The organism is Tessaracoccus defluvii, assembly GCF_014489575.1.
Lineage (GTDB): Bacteria > Actinomycetota > Actinomycetes > Propionibacteriales > Propionibacteriaceae > Arachnia > Arachnia defluvii.
Map to the genome: position 1 here is coordinate 3,501,631 of NZ_CP060789.1, position 16,572 is coordinate 3,518,202.

At 70.6% G+C, this 16,572-nt stretch carries 15 protein-coding genes and 1 pseudogene; 9 read left to right on the forward strand and 7 right to left on the reverse strand.

Translation table 11 applies throughout. The features are described from left to right. Positions 1-37 precede the first annotated feature (37 nt). The 4 genes from H9L22_RS16500 to H9L22_RS16515 are packed head-to-tail and all read left to right on the forward strand — an operon-like array spanning position 38 to position 2,893. A complete protein-coding gene (locus tag H9L22_RS16500) occupies positions 38-742 on the forward strand; it encodes a hypothetical protein (RefSeq protein WP_187720849.1) in 705 nt (234 codons plus the stop codon). After that, entirely contained in the window at positions 739-1,230 is a 492-nt protein-coding gene (locus H9L22_RS16505; protein ID WP_187720850.1) for a DUF4919 domain-containing protein, read from the forward strand. The genes H9L22_RS16500 and H9L22_RS16505 overlap by 4 nt, the downstream gene beginning before the upstream one ends. Further along, positions 1,227-1,817 (forward strand): hypothetical protein, encoded by a 591-nt coding sequence (locus tag H9L22_RS16510; protein WP_187720851.1) that lies wholly within the window; start codon positions 1,227-1,229, stop codon positions 1,815-1,817. The genes H9L22_RS16505 and H9L22_RS16510 overlap by 4 nt, the downstream gene beginning before the upstream one ends. Continuing rightward, the gene (locus H9L22_RS16515; protein ID WP_187720852.1) at positions 1,814-2,893 is read left to right on the forward strand and encodes a WD40 repeat domain-containing protein; all 1,080 of its coding nucleotides are present in this window, start codon (positions 1,814-1,816) and stop codon (positions 2,891-2,893) included. Before H9L22_RS16510 ends, H9L22_RS16515 begins: the two co-directional genes overlap by 4 nt. 8 nt (positions 2,894-2,901) lie before the next feature. Here the strand turns inward: H9L22_RS16515 and H9L22_RS16520 are convergent, their stop codons facing one another. From H9L22_RS16520 to H9L22_RS16530, 3 genes are all read right to left on the reverse strand, one after another. After that, the gene (locus H9L22_RS16520) at positions 2,902-4,155 is read right to left on the reverse strand and encodes a PQQ-binding-like beta-propeller repeat protein (RefSeq protein WP_187720853.1); all 1,254 of its coding nucleotides are present in this window, start codon (positions 4,153-4,155) and stop codon (positions 2,902-2,904) included. Between the two features lie 61 nt (positions 4,156-4,216). Then, positions 4,217-5,098 carry a DUF4031 domain-containing protein gene (locus tag H9L22_RS16525; protein ID WP_187720854.1) on the reverse strand — a complete coding sequence of 294 codons (882 nt, stop codon included), beginning with the start codon at positions 5,096-5,098 and terminating at the stop codon, positions 4,217-4,219. A gap of 22 nt (positions 5,099-5,120) precedes the next feature. Next, positions 5,121-6,146 (reverse strand): LacI family DNA-binding transcriptional regulator, encoded by a 1,026-nt coding sequence (locus H9L22_RS16530; protein WP_226965943.1) that lies wholly within the window; start codon positions 6,144-6,146, stop codon positions 5,121-5,123. Positions 6,147-6,265: 119 nt separating this feature from the next. Between H9L22_RS16530 and H9L22_RS16535 the strand changes: the two genes are divergently transcribed. The 3 genes from H9L22_RS16535 (at position 6,266) to H9L22_RS16545 (ending at position 10,749) form a co-directional block, all read left to right on the forward strand. Then, positions 6,266-9,241: a glycoside hydrolase family 2 TIM barrel-domain containing protein gene (locus H9L22_RS16535; protein WP_187720856.1), complete on the forward strand. Its 2,976-nt coding sequence runs from the start codon at positions 6,266-6,268 to the stop codon at positions 9,239-9,241. 1 nt (position 9,242) lies between these two features. After that, positions 9,243-9,677, forward strand: a complete 435-nt coding sequence (locus H9L22_RS16540; protein ID WP_187720857.1) for a beta-galactosidase subunit beta — start codon at positions 9,243-9,245, stop codon at positions 9,675-9,677. Positions 9,678-9,855: 178 nt separating this feature from the next. Continuing rightward, complete coding sequence (locus H9L22_RS16545) at positions 9,856-10,749, forward strand: DMT family transporter (protein WP_226965944.1); 894 nt, start codon at positions 9,856-9,858, stop codon at positions 10,747-10,749. Here the strand turns inward: H9L22_RS16545 and H9L22_RS16550 are convergent. Next, complete coding sequence (locus H9L22_RS16550) at positions 10,722-12,230, reverse strand: lysine--tRNA ligase (protein ID WP_226965945.1); 1,509 nt, start codon at positions 12,228-12,230, stop codon at positions 10,722-10,724. The genes H9L22_RS16545 and H9L22_RS16550 overlap by 28 nt on opposite strands. Positions 12,231-12,324: 94 nt before the next feature. Between H9L22_RS16550 and H9L22_RS16555 the strand changes: the two genes are divergently transcribed. After that, complete coding sequence (locus H9L22_RS16555) at positions 12,325-12,732, forward strand: YbjQ family protein (RefSeq protein WP_187720859.1); 408 nt, start codon at positions 12,325-12,327, stop codon at positions 12,730-12,732. A 7-nt stretch (positions 12,733-12,739) separates the two neighbouring features. On the opposite strand, the gene H9L22_RS16560 is transcribed toward H9L22_RS16555, so the two are convergent. Then, entirely contained in the window at positions 12,740-13,024 is a 285-nt protein-coding gene (locus tag H9L22_RS16560) for a cell division protein CrgA (RefSeq protein WP_187720860.1), read from the reverse strand. A 117-nt stretch (positions 13,025-13,141) separates the two neighbouring features. Between H9L22_RS16560 and H9L22_RS16565 the strand changes: the two genes are divergently transcribed. After that, entirely contained in the window at positions 13,142-13,918 is a 777-nt protein-coding gene (locus tag H9L22_RS16565) for a DUF881 domain-containing protein (RefSeq protein ID WP_187720861.1), read from the forward strand. On the opposite strand, the gene H9L22_RS16570 is transcribed toward H9L22_RS16565, so the two are convergent. After that, positions 13,919-14,557 (reverse strand): aminodeoxychorismate/anthranilate synthase component II, encoded by a 639-nt coding sequence (locus H9L22_RS16570; protein WP_187720862.1) that lies wholly within the window; start codon positions 14,555-14,557, stop codon positions 13,919-13,921. An 80-nt stretch (positions 14,558-14,637) separates the two neighbouring features. Next, positions 14,638-16,505 (reverse strand): annotated as a pseudogene (gene pknB, locus H9L22_RS16575) (Stk1 family PASTA domain-containing Ser/Thr kinase). Positions 16,506-16,572 lie beyond the last annotated feature (67 nt).

Here is a 16,572-nt window from a genome sequence, read left to right on the forward strand (position 1 = left end):
CGCGGGGGCCGTGGGCGGTCTGCAGGCGACCGTTGCGATGCAGGTCGTCGCCTACTCCCGGATGGGCCAGTACCTGCAGATGGTCGAGCGGCGCACGCCTTCAGTCTTTGTCGCCATCTTCGTCCAGGTGGTCAGGTTTCAGTTGTTGCAGCTGGAGAGCCGTGGTGCCACGGCAGTTGAGAGCGCCTTCGCCGACCTTGACCTCCCAGCCGAGCACGCGCTCGTCCGGGAGAACGACACCCGCGGCAACCTGGACGATGGAGTTGCGGACCGGTTGGCGAAGCTTGCAGCCGAGGATCCCGAGAAGGTGAGGGAGGTGTTCCAGTCGATCGCCGACGACTTCGCCGATCAGAATGGCATCCCACGAAAGCAGATCCAGTGGGTTGACCTGAACGGTGCCTACGGCAGGCGTGACGGCGCGGGGAACATCCAACTCGACCCCGACTTCCTGACCGACCCTTCGGTCCTGCTTCACACGGTCGTCCACGAGATGGAGCACTCCCGTCAGTACGAGGGCATGGCAATGGACCCGAACTCGACCACGAACGGAGCCGGGATGACCCCGGAAGAGGCCGCCCGTTGGCGTGAACTCAACCAGACCTACGTGCGAAACAAGGGCGACAACCCCTCCACGTCAGTGGATGAGGCATATCGGGCCCGACCGGTCGAGGTCGATGCCCGACGGGCTGGGCGCGACTTCGTCAACAACCTCACTCTCGAGGAACTGGAGAAGTACCTGTGAGTCTCTCCAACGCCTTCACCGCCTACGTCGACGCGCCCTCCGACGCCACCCTGCGGCCCCTGCACCGGGCCATCGTCGGCTCTCCCAACTTCAGCCGCGCCACCACCTGGCTCTTTCGTGCCGCCGAGCTCGCCGCAGCCGACCGTCACGACGAGGTCATCCGCCTGGTCGAGGGCCTCATGCCGGGCGCGCTGTTCTGCCCCGACGCCCACGCCCTCCTGAGCACCGCCTACGCGGGCATCGGCGACAGGGGGCGGGCCCGCCGCGAGGCGTTCTACGCAGGCCTCGCCGTAGAGGCGATCCTCGCCTCCGGCGATGGCTCCAAGGCAAGGCCGTGGGTTGTGCTGCACGTGCCAGACGAGTACGCCGCCCTGGCCCGGTTCGGGCTCGCGGCGACGCAGCAGCGCGCCGTCGACGTCGATGGTCTGGTGCATGACGAGCTGACGCTCAGCGACGGCTCGACCCGTTGGTGCAGGTTCGCGGCATGACCACCACCGACCACGAGTGTCAGACTCCGTGGCTGTTCGCCCGGTTGACAGACGGAAGGCTCGAACTCCTGCAGCTCGACCGGCTCCCCGACGACCCCGCCTCCCACGAGGCCACCGTCGCGTCCCTGCGCGGAGCGCTGGGCCGGGCACTCGCGGAGCATCGCGCGGCACAGCTGGCGGAGCTGGACGCCGTCTTCGGCTCGGAGCCGACCAGCCGCGACCATCAGATCGCGCTCGAGTTCGCCGCCGAGCAGCTGGAGGCGGCCCGGTCGTCCCAACCCCTCCCGACGGCGTTCTGGTTCCCCGTCCAGGCCGATGGTCGGGACGAGTCAGGGCAGGTGCATGTGTCGGTGACGGCCGACGACGTCGTCATCCTCGAGGTGCCGCACGGGCTGACCGACCGGCTCGAGGTGGCGACGGCCATCACCCAGGCGCTCAATCTGGCGGTGGCACGGCTCGACGACGACACCATGAAGCGAGTGAACGGCCTGGCCGCCGCCCCCGAGCCCACCGACTGGGCGGCTCTGGCCGGACAGATCGACCGCTTCGGCCTTGGCAAGCACCGAGAAGAGAGACCATGGATGTGAGACGCAGAACCCTCCTGCTGGGCGCCGTCGGTCTCGGCGCCGGATCCCTCGTCGGCTGCACCGCGGCCGAGGGCCCGGTGGACAGGCCCGGCTCCGGTCCAGAACCCGACGGTCCCGGCAGTCAGGACGGCGACATGGTCCCTTTCAACCCAGACAACCTCATCAGCAGCAGGCAGGTGGCCTTCTCGGGTGACGGCGCGGAGTTCGCCGCCCTGCATGGCGACTCCATCGTCGTCTGGTCGGCCACCACTGGCAGCATTTCTCGCAACAGCGGCCCCACTGATTCAGGCCCGAGCCTGGGCGCACTGGCCTGGCATCCCACATCGCCGACCCTCGCCCGCAACGTCGATGCCAACTCGATCGCACTGCTCAGCGCCGCCGACTTCACCGAGCTGTATCGCGTCGAAGCCCACGCCGATGTGCGGATGGATGACGCCTCCGCCCGCGTCCGGCACCTCGCCTTCTCACCCGACGGCGCCCTGCTGGCCAGCAGCGGCGACGACCACCGAGTGCTGGCCTGGGACGCGACCACCCTCGAGCGGGTCGCCGAGTTCGAGCCGTCGGCCCCGTCACCCGCCTGGTTGGCGTTCAGCCCAGACGGCACGCGGCTACTCTCCGGCGACCTGAACTCGGGTCCCGAGATTCGCGAAGTGGCCACCGGCAAGCTGATCGCGACTCTCGATCAGGTGAAGCAGGCGGTGGAGCCGCGGTGGAGCCCCGACGGCACCCTGCTGGCCTTCTCTGACTGGGCCGGTCAGCTACACGTCTACGATGCGGCCTCGCTGACGCCGTCCGCCGTCATCAGGCCGTCGGCCCGACCGATGTACTGTGAATGGCTTGCCGACAGCTCCGGCCTGGTGATGACGCTCGAGACCGGAAGCGCCTCGGTGGGGTTGTGGCACCTCGGCGACGACGACGTCACGACCTTCACCGAGGACGGCTACCGACCCGAGGCGGTCTACCGGGCGGCCGACCCGGCACTGTTCTACACGGCTACCAGCGACGAGGGCATCTTCGAGTGGAGCGTTGCTGACGGCCGGGTCACCCGCCGGTTCGAGCTGCCCGCCTGGGCCTGACCGCCGGGTCAGCGCAGCGCAGTCAGGCGGCCATCGCCGGTCGTGGAGACCTCCAGCAGGTGGCTGCCGATGATGGTGTAGGTCGCCGCGTCCGTCGTCCGCCAGAGTTCGCGTCCCGTGGCGATGTCGTAGGCGCCGAGGTCGCCCTGGATGTCGAGGTACAGGGTCTCGCGGCCCTGCCCGGAAAGACCCAGCCAGCCGTCGGTGGAGCCGGGTGAGGCGATGGTGGTGAGAACCCGGCCGGTGGTGAGGCTATGCAGGGAGACGCCGTCCGGGGCCGTGGTCATGAAGAGGTCGGTGTGGGGCAGCGCCTGGGCCCAGGCGTCCGCCGGCAGGTGGATGGGTTCCGAGCCTGGCAGGGGGGCTCCGGTGGTCGGGTCGAGGAGGAGCAGCTGGCTCTCTGGCCACCGTCCGGTCTCGGTGCTGACGGCGACGACCCCGTCCGTGGCGAACAGGAGACTGGCTCCCGTGCGGGTCCAAAGTGCCCGGCCGTGCGATGTCTCCCAGCGGACCACCGCCCCGTCGGTGCGGCTCTCCACGAGCCCGTCGCCCACCCCCTGCACCCAGCTCTGCCCCGCGGGGAGCGAATCCCACTCCTGTACCGACCCCGTCGCCCGATCGTAGGCAGCGCGAGCCGTGACGACGATGTCGTCGGTGACGGCGAGGACACGGCTGGCGTCGTCGGCCTCCCAGACTGGGTCGTCGAGTTCCAGGACCCGGTGGAGCCCGACCCGGTCGTCGTGGCTGAGGGCGAGGGTGTCAACATCCGGGGGCAGTATGCGTCCCCCGAACCCCTGGAACGAGGCGGGGTCGACGTCGTCGAGGCGGCTGAGTTCGGCCCCGGTGGTCCAGTCGGTCGTCCTGACCGCCGCCGACCCGGACGGGCTGGTCGAGACGACGATCTCCACGATGTACTTGCCGGGGCGGGCGGCCAGCGGATAGGACTGGCGGCCGTCCAGGGCCCGTTCCCACAGCCGTTGACCGGTGCGCAGGTCGAGGAGGGCAAGAGCGGTGTCGGTCGGCAGAGCCGCCCAGGCGGTCAGCCCGGAGTAGAAGACCAGGGCGTGGTCGGGGGAGACGGGCATCAGGTAGGTGAACATGTCGTCGTCCGTCGCCGAGGCGGTCGGCGACATGGTCCAGACGACCTCGGACGGTGGAGCCTCCCAGTCCGGGGTGAGCAGCGGCTCCTCGACCTGCCGTCGCTGCCACATCGCGGTGCCGGCGATCACCAGGGCGATCGTCAATAGTCCTGTGAGGGCCACCAGCCAGCCCCGCGACGGGGATGGGGCGGGGCCGGGGCGACCTCGTCGAGGTCGAGGACCGTCACGTCGCCGGAACCCGTGACCAGCGGGCGAGCTCGGCGCGGAGGTTGGCGCGCGCCGTCTCCTCCCAGCGGTCGGCGCCGGTCGCCGTGTGGAACAGGCGCGGGCGGCCCAGCAACGCGCCCAGCACGGTGCTCCGCCCGGCCCGCCAGGCGGACTCCGGCAGGTGTGCGTAGTCGCCCCGCACGTCGCGCACGTACATGTCGTAGCGGGCCCGCGGGAGCCCGAGGATCGAGAGGTCGGCGTCGCTGAGCTGGGCCTCGTCCTCGCCGGAAGGGTCGTGGTGCGTCGTCATCCGCACCAGCCGCGCGACGGCCTCCACCTCGGCCCGGTGCAGGAGGCCGGCCAGGCGCTCCTCGGCCAGGACGGCCGACGACTCCTCGTCGCGCCCCGGAACCGCCTCGTAGACGGCGTCGTGGAACCAGGCCGCCAGGCGCACGTGGGACGTCTCGCAGCCGAGGGCGTCGAGGGAGGCCAGACAGGCCGCGAGGTGGCGCAGGTCGTGGTAGTGCCGATGGGGCTCCGACCAGCGGCCCAGGAGTTCGTCACGCAGCGGGTCCGGCAGGTCGTACCGCTCCCAGTCAGCGATCACGGCCGCGCGGGCCGTGATGCGGCCGGGGGTCTTCTCCGGAGCCCGCACCCGCAGGCCCCCGGCGATCAGGCGGGCCACGAGTTCCCTCTCCCGGACGGGAACGGCGCCGGCCGCGACCAGGTCGTCGTAGCGGGAGGCGGGAACGTCGTAGTGATCGTGGTCGAAGGCGCGCGTCGGCACGCCCTGATCGTCCGCGAACGCGTGCAATTCATCCAACGAGGCGTCCGAGACCAGGTGGCAGAAGACGGTGCCGTGCGCAGGCCAGCGCGGCGGATCGACCAGGATCACCATGCGGCGTCCCCTTCCTGAAGCGTCAGACGGATTCCCGTTCGACCAGTTCCATGTCGAGCACCACGCGGCTCGGGGAGTCGCCGTCGACCATCCCCAGCGCCATGCCCGCGGCCAGCATGCCCTGCCGGTGCAGGGGCTGCCGGATGGTCGTCAGCGGTGGGGTCGTCGTCGCTGCGACGGCGTGGTCGTCGAAGCCGATGATGGAGACGTCGTCCGGAACGGAGCGGCCGGCCGACTGCAGGGCCCCCAGGGCGCCGACGGCGATGCGGTCGCTGGCGGCCAGGACGCCGTCGATGTCGGGGGCCAGGGCGAGGAGCCGGGACATGGCGTCGTAGCCGGAGGAGGCGTCCCAGCCGGTGGAGACGGTCAGGGACTCGTCGAAGGCGCCGTCGAGTGTCCGCGCGTAGCCGTTCAGGCGTTCCACGGCGGCCGGGTTGCCGATCGGGCCGTTGACGATGGCGATCCTGCGTCGGCCGCGGCGCAGCATCCGTTCGGCGGCGAGCGTCGCGCCGGCGACGTCGTCGGAGTAGACCGACGCGAAGACGCCGCTGTACGGGTCGCCCGGGAGTTGGCCGCACAGGACGACGGGCAGCGCGCCGGTGGCCAGGGCCTCCAGCATGTCGCCGCCGACGTACGGGGAGATGGAGATGACGGCGTCGACCACGCGGCGCTCGAACTGACGCAGCGCCCGCTGGTGCTCGACCTCGGTCCAGGCCTGGACCAGCATCGGCATGGTGCGGCTCGCGGCCAGGCCCTCGGTGATGCCACGCAGGACCACGCCATAGGTGGGATCGGCGAACAGTTCGTCGAGGGGTTCCGTGATCAGGATGGCGATCGACTCCGAGCGCCCCATGGCCAGGGCCCTGCCCCGCGCGTTCATGACGAACCCGGTCTCCTGCACGGCGGCCCTGACGCGCTCCTTCGTGGCCGGGGTGACGGCGGGGGAGTCGTTCAGCGCGCGCGACGCGGTGGCGCGCGAGACACCGGCGATGCGGGCGACGTCGCCGATGGTGGCTCGTCGGCCCCCCGGGTTGGCTCCTCGTGGCACGGTATCCCTCCTGACAGGCGCCATCGTCTCATGGCAGCGCCATCTTGCGTGGCGTGCCGTTCCCGTGTAGCTTTGGATGAAACCGGTTTCATCGCGCAGAAGGGTCAGGTGTGGGCTCCATGGACATCCTCGACTGGGAGAACCCGGCGCTCACCCACCGCGGGCGCCTCCCGGCCCGCGCCTACTTCTTCGGGCATCCCGATCCCGATGGTGCCCGCGCCGGGGTGCGCGAGGAGTCCCGCGGCTTCGTCAGCCTCAGCGGGCCGTGGCGGTTCCGGTTCTTCGGCCACCCGCGACGCGTCCCCGCCTCCTTCGCCGACGAGGAGCAGCCGGGCTGGGATGAGGTGACCGTCCCCCACCTCTGGCAGCTCGACGGGTACGGACAACTCGTCTACACCGACGAGGGCTATCCCTTCCCTGTCGACGAGCCGCGCGTTCCCGCCGACAACCCCACGGGGGCCTACCAGCGCATCGTCACGCTGACCGCGCCCGCGCCGGGCGAGCAGGTGCTGCTCCGCTTCGACGGCGTCGAAAGTTACGCCGAGGTCTTCCTCAACGGCGCGTTCGTCGGCATGACCAAGGGGTCGCGGCTCGCCGCCGAGTTCGACGTGACCCGCCTGGTCCGCGACGGTGACAACCTGTTCGCCGTCCGCGTCCTCCAGTTCAGCGACGCCACCTACGTCGAGGACCAAGACATGTGGTGGGCCTCGGGCATCTTCCGTGACGTCTACCTGGTGACGCGCCCCGCCGCCCGCCTGACCGACTTCTTCGCCCGCACCCGGATCGACGGCGGCGCCGCCGTCGTCGACGTCACCGTCTGGGCCGAGGGGACCGAGCGTGTCGACCTCACCCTGGGCCTCGCCGGTGAACCCGTCGCCTCAGCCTCGGCCGCTCCTGGCGGCACCGCCACGCTCCGCGTCGACGCGCCCCGCCTGTGGAACCCCGAGGAGCCCGTCCTCTACGACCTGCTGCTCACCGTCGTCGGGGCTGACGGCGCCGCCTCCGAGCACGTCGGCCATCGCCTCGGCCTGCGGGAGGTGACCATCGTCGACGGCACTCTCCGGCTCAACGGCTCGTATTTCATGATGCACGGCGTCAACCGGCACGACCACGACGAGCGGCGCGGCCGCGCCGTCACGATGGAGCGGGTCCGCCGCGATCTCGAGCTGATGAAGCGCCACAACATCAACGCCGTGCGCACCGCGCACTACCCGAACGACCCTCGCTTCTACGGGATGTGCGACGAGATCGGGCTGCTGGTCGTCGCGGAGACCGACGTCGAGACCCACGGGTTCGACCTTGTCGGCGACCTGTCCCGGATCACCGACGACCCGGCCTGGGAGGCGACCTTCGTCGACCGGATCGAGCGGCACGTGCTCGCGCAGCGCAACCACGCCAGCGTCGTCATGTGGTCGCTCGGCAACGAGTCGGGCGACGGCTGCAACATCGCCGCCATGTACGGCCGCGCCAGGGAACTCGACCCCACCCGCCCGGTGCACTACGAGGAGGACCGCAACGCGGCCGTCGTCGACGTGATCTCCACCATGTACTCGCGCGTCTCGCAGATGGCCGACCTCGGCGAGCATCCCATGGGCAAGCCACGCATCCTCTGTGAATACGGGCACGCGATGGGCAACGGGCCCGGCGGCCTGTCCGAGTACCAGGCGGTCTTCGACCGCTACGAGTCGATCCAGGGCCACTTCATCTGGGAGTGGATCGACCACGGCCTGCGGTCCGAGGCCCCGGACGGCCGCGTCCGTCACCTCTACGGCGGCGACTTCGGCGATTTCCCGAACAACTCCAACTTCTGCATCGACGGCCTCGTCTTCCCCTGGCAGGAACCCTCGCCCGGGTTGGTCGAGTACGCCCAGGTCATCTGCCCCGTCCGGGTCAGCCATGTCGACGGCGACGTGGTCGTCGAGAACCGGCGCTGGTTCACCGATCTCGCGGACGTGCGGGTCGCCGTGAGCGAGACCCATGACGGTGTCGAGATCGCCGCGACGACCCTCGTCCCCGGAGCGGTCGGGCCGGGGGAGACCTGGCGGACGCCCCTCGGCCTCACTCCCGGCGACGGGGAGCGACTGCTGACGTTCACCGTCACCTCCGTGGCCGAGCACGACTGGGCCGCGTCCGGCCACGTGCTGGGTCGCTACCAGTCCGAACCCGTCCCGGGCGCCTCGCCGGCGCAATCGGGGAGGTCCACGCAGGAGTCCCGGCCGGGCGCCGCGCCGCCGGACGTGCGGCTGGGCGACCACCTCTACATCTCCACCCGGGCCGGGGAACTCGCCTTCGATCCCATCTCGGGCGACCTGACCGCCTGGCGCTCCGGCGGGCGTGACCTCATCGCCGCCCCGCTCCGCATCGGCTTCTGGAAGCCCCTGATCGATAACCACGCCCAGGAGAATGAGCGGCTCTGGCGGCCGCGTCACCTCTCGGACCTGCGGACCTCCGTCCGGTCGGTCGACTGGCGGGTCGAGGACGGCGCCGTCGTGATCGACGTCGAGGCCCGGATCGCGCCGCCCGCCCTCGGGTTCGGCATGCAGGTGTCGTGGGTGTGGCGCGTGACCGGCGACGGCGCCGCCACCGTCGCCGTCCGGGGCCGCGCGGAAGGCGACTACCGCGACATCGTCCCCCGCATCGGGCTGTCGTTCGAGGCGCCGGGGGATCTGCGACGCGTCGCCTGGTACGGGCGCGGGCCGGGCGAGAACTACCCAGACTCGCGCGCCGCGGCGCCCATCGGCGTCTGGGCCTCGGACGTCGACTCCATGTTCACGCCGTATGTGGTTCCGCAGGACTGCGGCAACCGCGGCGACGTCCGCTGGGCCGAGTTCGCCGACGACGCCGGCCGCGGGCTGCGCGTCACCGGCGGGGAGCCGTTCCACTTCTCAGCCTGGCCCTACACCTGTGCCGACATCGACAGGGCGGCCCACCCGACCGACCTCGTGGCCCGCGACACCGTCACCGTGAACCTCAACCACGCGGTGCTGGGCCTCGGGTCCAACTCGTGGGGGTCCGAGGTCCTCGACGGCTACCGGGTCCGCTTCGACGACTTCGCGTTCAACCTGACCCTGTGTCCCATCTCCCAGGAGGCCTGACGTGCAGCTGTACTCCGAGTCCGCGGATCTTGCCGCGGCCGCCGGCGGCGGGAAGCGCTGGCGCCGCGTCGCGGAGGCTGTCGCCGCGGCGCCTGGCCTGCCCGCGGGCCCGGCCTTCTCGATCGGCGACTCGCTCACCTACCGTCACGGCACCGGGGCGGTGCTCGGCACCGACGACCTCGTCGGACGGCGCCGCTACCAGTTCGTCGTCGCGGCGTTGGACGGTGACGTCCTGGTCGAGGTGGCGCAGAAGACCGCGCTGACGGCGACCGCCCCGTACAGCGACCTGACGGACCGCCAGCGTTTCAGCGGGCCCGCGACTCTCGTGACGGTGCCGCGGGGCGGGCTGCTCGTCGTCGACATCGACGAGGCGGCGCGCATCCTGCCGGAGTCCGAGGCGGACGCGGTGCTGCTGCACGTCACGATCGAGGATTGAAATCTGAGGTTCCTGAGGAGCCGTGAGGAACGAGAGATTCCTGAGGAGCCGTGAGGAACGAACGGCGTCTCGAAGGACGGCGTCTCGAGGACGTATCTCCTCAGGGGGTTGATCTGAACCCCCGACGTGTTTTACGATTCCGTGAAACCGGTTTCATCAAGTTCTGGAGGAGGTGGGTGTGAGCAGGTCAACGCTCGCGACGTTCGGCATCCTGCTGGTCACGGCCATCTGGGGCTCGACCTTCTTCGTGATCAAGGACGCCGTTTCGCTCGTCGACCCCATCGACTTCCTCGCCGTCCGCTTCGCGATCGGCGCCGCGGTCCCGGCGCTGATCTTCCTCCCGCGGCTCCGCCGCCTCACCTGGCGGCAGTGGCGCACGGGCCTCGGTCTGGGCGGCCTCTACGGGTTCGCGCAGATCGCCCAGACCGTCGGCCTCCAGCACACCGCCGCCTCCGTCTCCGGCTTCATCACCGGCACCTACGTGGTGATCACCCCGCTGCTCATGTGGGTGGCCTTCCGCGCCAGACTCACCCGCGCCACGTGGCTCGCCGTCCTGCTCGCCGTCCTCGGCCTGGGCGTGCTCAGCCTGACCGGCCTCGGGGGAACCGGGCTCGGCGAGGCGCTCACCCTGCTCGGTGCGGCGCTGTACGCGCTGCACATCATCCTGCTCGACCGTTCGTCGCGCAGCATGGACGCCGTCAGCCTCGCGATCGTGCAGCTGATCGGTGTCGCCGTCGTCTGCGGCATCCTCGGCCTGCCCGGCGGCTACTCGATCCCGGCCGAGCCCACCGTCTGGGGAGCCATCGCCTACACCGCGATCGTGGCGGGCATCGTCACGATGCTGCTCCAGACCCTCGCCCAGCGTCACCTGAGCCCGACCCGGGTGGCGCTGCTGATGACCTTCGAGCCCGTCTTCGCCTCGGCCTTCGCCGTCGCGTTCGGCGGCGAGTCGGTCACAGCCCGCCTCGTCATCGGCGGCGCGCTCATCCTGACCGCCACCCTGGTCGGCATCCGTGCCGGTCAGGCCCAGCCGGCCGACGAAGATCAGGCTTGGGGACGCAGCAGCGGGTAGAGGATTGTCTCGCGGATGCCGACACCGGTCAGCAGCATGATCAGCCGGTCGATCCCCAGCCCGAGGCCGCCCATGGGCGGGACGCCGTACTCCAGCGCCTCGACGAAGTCGGTGTCCAGCTGCATCGCCTCCGGATCGCCGGCCGCCGCCTGCAGGGACTGGGCGACCAGCACCTCGCGCTGGACGACCGGGTCGACCAGCTCCGTGAAGCCGGTGCCCCGCTCGACGCCGCCGATGATCAGGTCCCACGCCTCGACCTTGCCCGGGTCGGTGCGGTGCGGACGGGCCAGCGGCTGCGCGATGGACGGGTAGTCGTAGACGAACGTGGGCTGCAGCAGGGCGGGTTCGACGAGGTCGCCGAACAGTTCCATCGCCAGCTTGCCCGCGCCCCACTTGGGGTCGAATTCGATCTCGTTGGCGTCGGCCAGTTCCTGGAGCTCGGCCAGCGGGGTGTCGACGGTGATGGTGCGGCCGAGGCGCTCCGACAGGGCGGGGAAGAACTTCAGCCAGGTCCACTCGCCGTCGAGATCGATGATCCCCTTCGGGGTCTCGATCTGGCGGGAGCCGAACGCGTCCGCCGCGGCGAGCACCACGTCCTTGATCAGGTTGGCGATCGTCGTCTGGTCGCCCCAGGCCATGTAGGCCTCGAGCATCGTGAACTCGGCGGAGTGGCTCGAGTCGATGCCCTCGTTGCGGAACACGCGGCCGAGTTCGAACACCTTGTCGGCGCCGCCGACCATCGTGCGTTTCAGGTGCAGCTCCAGCGCGATCCGCAGGGACATGTCGATGTCGAAGGCGTTGATGTGCGTCTCGAACGGGCGGGCCGCAGCGCCTCCGTGGACGAGCTGCAGGATCGGGGTCTCGACCTCGAGGTAGCCGCGGTCGTAGAGCGCGTCGCGGACGGCGCGGGTGATGGCGGAGCGGTTGCGGACCATCTCGCGGGCCTCGTCGCGGACGATCAGGTCGACGTAGCGGCGACGGACCCGGGCCTCCTCGGACAGATCCTTGTGCAGCACGGGCAGCGGGCGCAGGGCCTTCGACGCCATGCGCCAGTCGTTCGCCATGACCGACAGTTCGCCGCGCCGCGACGCGATCACGCGACCGGTCACCCAGACGAAGTCGCCCAGGTCGACGTCGGACTTCCAGCGGGCCAGCGACTCCTCGCCGACCTCGGCGAGCGACAGCATCACCTGGAGACGCTCACCGTTGTTGTCGGCGGTGAAGCCGTCCTGCAGCGTCGCGAAAGCCAACTTGCCGGTGTTGCGGATGAAGACGACGCGGCCGCCGGTCGTGACCACGTCCTGGGTCTCGACGCCTGCCTCGAGGTGGCCCCACCCGGCGCGGATGTCGGCGAGGGAATGGGAACGGGAGAGGTCGGCGGGATAGGCCTCCTGCCCGGAGTCCAGCAGACGTTGGCGCTTCTCCTTGCGGATGGCCGTCTGTTCGGAGTCGGTCAGCTGCTGCGGATGGGTCTCGGTCACCGCGTCATCCTATCGTCTCGCCCTGCTGGGGCCCCCTTCGTGTCGGGCGGCCCATGCCCGCGGGGCGACCGGGGCACGCATTAGGGTGGCCGTCATGACCGTGCCGCACCCCGGGCCGCCGGCGGGGCCGGGCCCCCTGCCCCGCCCCCGCCCCCGGCCGATCTCGCCGCAGCCGCAGCGCGACATCGAGCCGCGCCGACCCTCGTTCGTCTCCTACCCGGTGACGGTGGCAACCACCGAGTTCATCCCGGGACGCGAGGTCGTCGCCGTGATCGGCATGGTGATGGGGGTGGCCACCCGGCCGGGCGACCTGGCGCACAACCCGGAGATGGCCTTCATCGCGACGGCGGCGCGGCAGGACGCCGTCGGCGCCATGGTGCTGCAGGCACGGGAGGCCGGCGCTGACGCCGTCGTCGGGGTCCGCTTCGACAGCGGCAAGCTGAGCGAGGCCGTCACCGAGCTGATGGCCTACGGGACGGCGGTGCGGCTCCGGCCGCTGTGAGCGGGCGCTACTTCCAGAGGGTCATCAGGGAGAACGAGGCGATGATCAGGCCCAGCCCGATCGCCACGTTCCAGTCGCCGATGGCACGCATGAAGCCGAGGTCGGCGCCCGCCAGGTTGTAGACGACCATCCACAGGACCCCGAGCAGGAACAGGGGGACGAAGACGTAGGGAACCCAGTTGCGGCTTCCCGACATGAGGCGGGCGGAATCGGCTCGCTTCTCCGCGAGCTCCGCCGAGTCCTTGACCTTCTTCTTCTCGGCCGCGGTCTTGCGCACCTTGGATTCGGGCACGACTGCCTCCTTCGACGTTGGACCGCACTAGCCTAGGCGAGGGACCGTGATTGCGCACAACTGGAGCGGCGGCCGCGGTGTCGGGGCCGGTTCCGGGGCGCGGGTTAGGCTGGACGCATGGAACTGGGAGAGTGGGCGCGCACGCGGCTCAGCCGCATCCGCGCGAACGTCTCCAGGAACCAGCACAGGCACCGCTCGCCGCGTGGCCGCACCGCCACCGTGCTGGTCTTCGTGCTGGCGGGACTGATGATCACCGTCTCCGCCGTCGCCGCGCGCGGCACCGACCTGCGCCGTGACCGCTCGGCCGACCTCCGCGACCTCATCGTCAGCCAGGGCGACCGCAACGCGGAACTGCAGACCCGGCTGAGCCTCCTCAACGACGAGGTCAGCGCCTTGTCGGCGGCCCGCCCCGGCAGCGACGACCTCTCCGCGGCGCTCGCGACGGCCGAGGAACAGGCGGGTCTGTCCGCGGTCGTCGGGCCCGGGCTGCGTGTGACCCTGACCGACGCCCCCGCGGAGGTGAAGCCCGCCGGCGTCTCCGATGACGCGCTGGTCGTGCATCAGCAGGACATCCAGGCCGTCGTCAACGCGCTGTGGACCGGCGGCGCGGAGGCCATGACGATCCAGGGGCAGCGGGTCATCGCGACGACCGGGATCAAGTGCGTGGGCAACACCGTCGTGCTGCACGGCGTGCCGTACGCGCCCCCCTACGTGATCGAGACGATCGGTGACGTCGACGATCTCCGGGCCGGTCTCGACGCATCGGAGGCGGTGCGGATCTACCGGCAGTACGTCGACGCCTACGGGCTCGGCTACGACGTGTCGTCGCGCGACCAGATCGACATGCCAGCCTTCCAGGGGTCGGTCAGCCTTCCCTACTCGTCGGAGCGCTGATCACCCCAGGTCGACAGCGACCAGCGGGCTCAGCCCCGCCGCCCGTGCCGGTGCCTCCGCATCGCCGCACTCGGCGAGCCAGTTCGCCAGCATCTGGTAGCCGCCCTCCGTCAGCACCGACTCGGGATGGAACTGGACCGCCTCGACGGAGAGTTCACGGTGACGGATCGCCATGATGACGCCGGTGTCGGTGCGCGCCGTCACCCGGAGCTCGTCCGGCACGGTGCCCTCGACGATGGCCAGCGAGTGGTAACGCGTCGTGGTGACGGGCGACGGCAGGCCCGCGAAGACGCCCTCGCCCTCGTGGAACACCGGCGAGGTCTTCCCGTGCAGCAGCTCCGGTGCGCGGTCCACGACGCCGCCGTAGGCCACAGCCATGGCCTGCAGCCCGAGGCAGACGCCGAAGAGGGGGATCCTGCCGCCGAGCCGGCGCACGACGTCGATGCAGATGCCGGCCTCCTCGGGGGTGCCGGGGCCGGGTGACAACAGGATGCCGTCGTAGTCGGATTCCCAGCCGTCGACGGCGAAGCGGGCGTCGTCGTTGCGCCACACGTCGACCTCGGCGCCGATCTGCGCGAGGTAGCTGACGATGTTGTAGACGAACGAGTCGTAGTTGTCGATGACCAGGATGCGTGCCACGCCGACATCATGCCATCGGGAACGCGGAAGCGGCGGTGTCGCGCCTCGCGGGCGAGACACCGCCGCTCAGGCGTGTCGGATCAGCTCTCCGGCGAGGCCGGGGGAGAGACGGGCGGCGAGACCGGTGTGGAGGCCGGGGGCGAGGCCGGCGGCGTCGACGTCACCGGCGGGGGGTCGTCGCCGGAGGCGTGTACACGCCGACGGTGATCTCGATGCGGCGCGACCGCGGAGCGGCGGTTCCCGCGTCCACATCCTGCGTGATGACCTCCCCGGCCCGGGACTCGTCCGTCACCTCCACCTGGGTGACGCCGACCTCGAAGCCGCTCCTCTCCGCCTCGTCCCTGGCGCCCTGGGCGTCGAGGCCCGTCAGACGGGGGACGATCGACTGACCGGTGGCCACCGTCAGGGTGATGGGGGCGTCGAGCGCGGCCTGCTGCCCGATGGCGGGGGTCGTCTTCGTGACGTCCCCCTCGCGGGCCGTGATGTCCTCGGTGCGCGGATCGTCCGGCACGGCCGGCTGCACGTTGGTGAAGCCCTCTGCCTCCAGGATCTGCTTGGCCGTGTCGTAGGGCACGTTGAGCAGGCCCGGCGGGATCGCCTTGGAGTCGGCGCCGGTGGAGATCCAGATGGTGACCTCGCCACCGATCGGGTGCTGCTGCGGGTTCTCGGGATCCTGTCGGGTCACCTTGCCCTGGTTCTCGGTGGTGCCGGCCTCGGTCTGCACGACCGGGACGAACTGGGCGTCCTTGAGGGCCTGCTCCGCGCTGGCCTGGTCCCGTCCGACGACGTCGGGAACGACGGCCATGGGCGTCGGCGTCACCGAGGGCTCCACGGCCGGCGGGTTCATGATGACGATGATCGCGATGATCATCCCGATGAGGACGAGCCCCGCGAGGACGGCGAGGGCGATGAGGCCCTTGCGGGACTTCGGCTCCTCCTCCTCGTCGAGGGCCACCTCGCCGGGGGTGGCGGAGGTGACAGGGGAGGCGACGTTGCCGGCCGCGACGGGCACCACGCCGCGGCGGGCGGTCGTGGTGATGGGATCGTTCGCGATGACCTGCGTGGGCTGCTCGGCCGGCTGGGCCGACGCGTGGACGGGCTGCCCGTTGAGCGCGCGCAGAATGTCCTCACGGAACTCGCCCGCGTCCTGGTAGCGGTCCCGCGGATCCTTCGCCAGGGACTTGAGCACGATGGCGTCCATGGGGGCGGTGATCTCGGGGTCGATCTGCGACGGCGGGACCGGAATCTCGCGGACGTGCTGGTAGGCCACCGACACCGGCGACTCGCCCTTGAACAGCGGCTGGGAGGTCAGCAGTTCGTAGAGGAGGCAGCCGACGGAGTAGATGTCGGAGCGGTTGTCGACCTTCTCGCCGCGGGCCTGCTCGGGCGACAGGTACTGCGCGGTGCCGATGACGGCGGCGGTCTGCGTCATCGTCGCGGACGTGTCGGCGACGGCGCGCGCGATGCCGAAGTCCATCACCTTGACGGTGCCGTTCGGGGTCAGCATGACGTTGGCCGGCTTGATGTCGCGGTGGATGATGCCCATCCGATGCGAGTAGGCGAGCCCGTCCAACACGCCTGCCGTGAAGTCGAGCGCCCGCTCGGGGACGATCTTGCGGCCGTCGCGCAACACCTCGCGCAGCGTGACGCCCTCGACGAGTTCCATCACGATGTACGGGACGGAGACGTCCGAGTTGGTGTCGCGTTCCTCGCCCGTGTCGTAGACGGCGACGATGTTCGGGTGGTTCAGGCCGGCGGCGGACTGCGCCTCACGGCGGAACCGGGCCTGGAAGGTGGGGTCGCTCGCCAGGTCGATGCGCAGCCGCTTCACGGCGACGTCGCGGGCCAGACGCAGGTCACGGGCGCGCCAGACCTCGGCCATGCCGCCGCGACCAATGATCTGGTCCAGCTGGTAGCGCCCGCCGAGCAGGGCTCCTCGCTCTGTCATCGCTGCCGATCCTTTCGATGCATCCCGGACCATCTTGGCCCATGGACCTGAACTGAAGCTGAGAAAC

Coding starts and splice junctions, on each gene's coding strand:
- H9L22_RS16500 (WP_187720849.1), top strand. CDS start 38: ATGCAGGTCGTCGCCTACTCCCGGATGGGCCAGTACCTGCAGATGGTC.
- H9L22_RS16510 (WP_187720851.1), top strand. CDS start 1,227: ATGACCACCACCGACCACGAGTGTCAGACTCCGTGGCTGTTCGCCCGG.
- H9L22_RS16525 (WP_187720854.1), bottom strand. CDS start 5,098: ATGGTGATCCTGGTCGATCCGCCGCGCTGGCCTGCGCACGGCACCGTC.
- H9L22_RS16535 (WP_187720856.1), top strand. CDS start 6,266: ATGGACATCCTCGACTGGGAGAACCCGGCGCTCACCCACCGCGGGCGC.
- H9L22_RS16555 (WP_187720859.1), top strand. CDS start 12,325: ATGACCGTGCCGCACCCCGGGCCGCCGGCGGGGCCGGGCCCCCTGCCC.
- H9L22_RS16565 (WP_187720861.1), top strand. CDS start 13,142: ATGGAACTGGGAGAGTGGGCGCGCACGCGGCTCAGCCGCATCCGCGCG.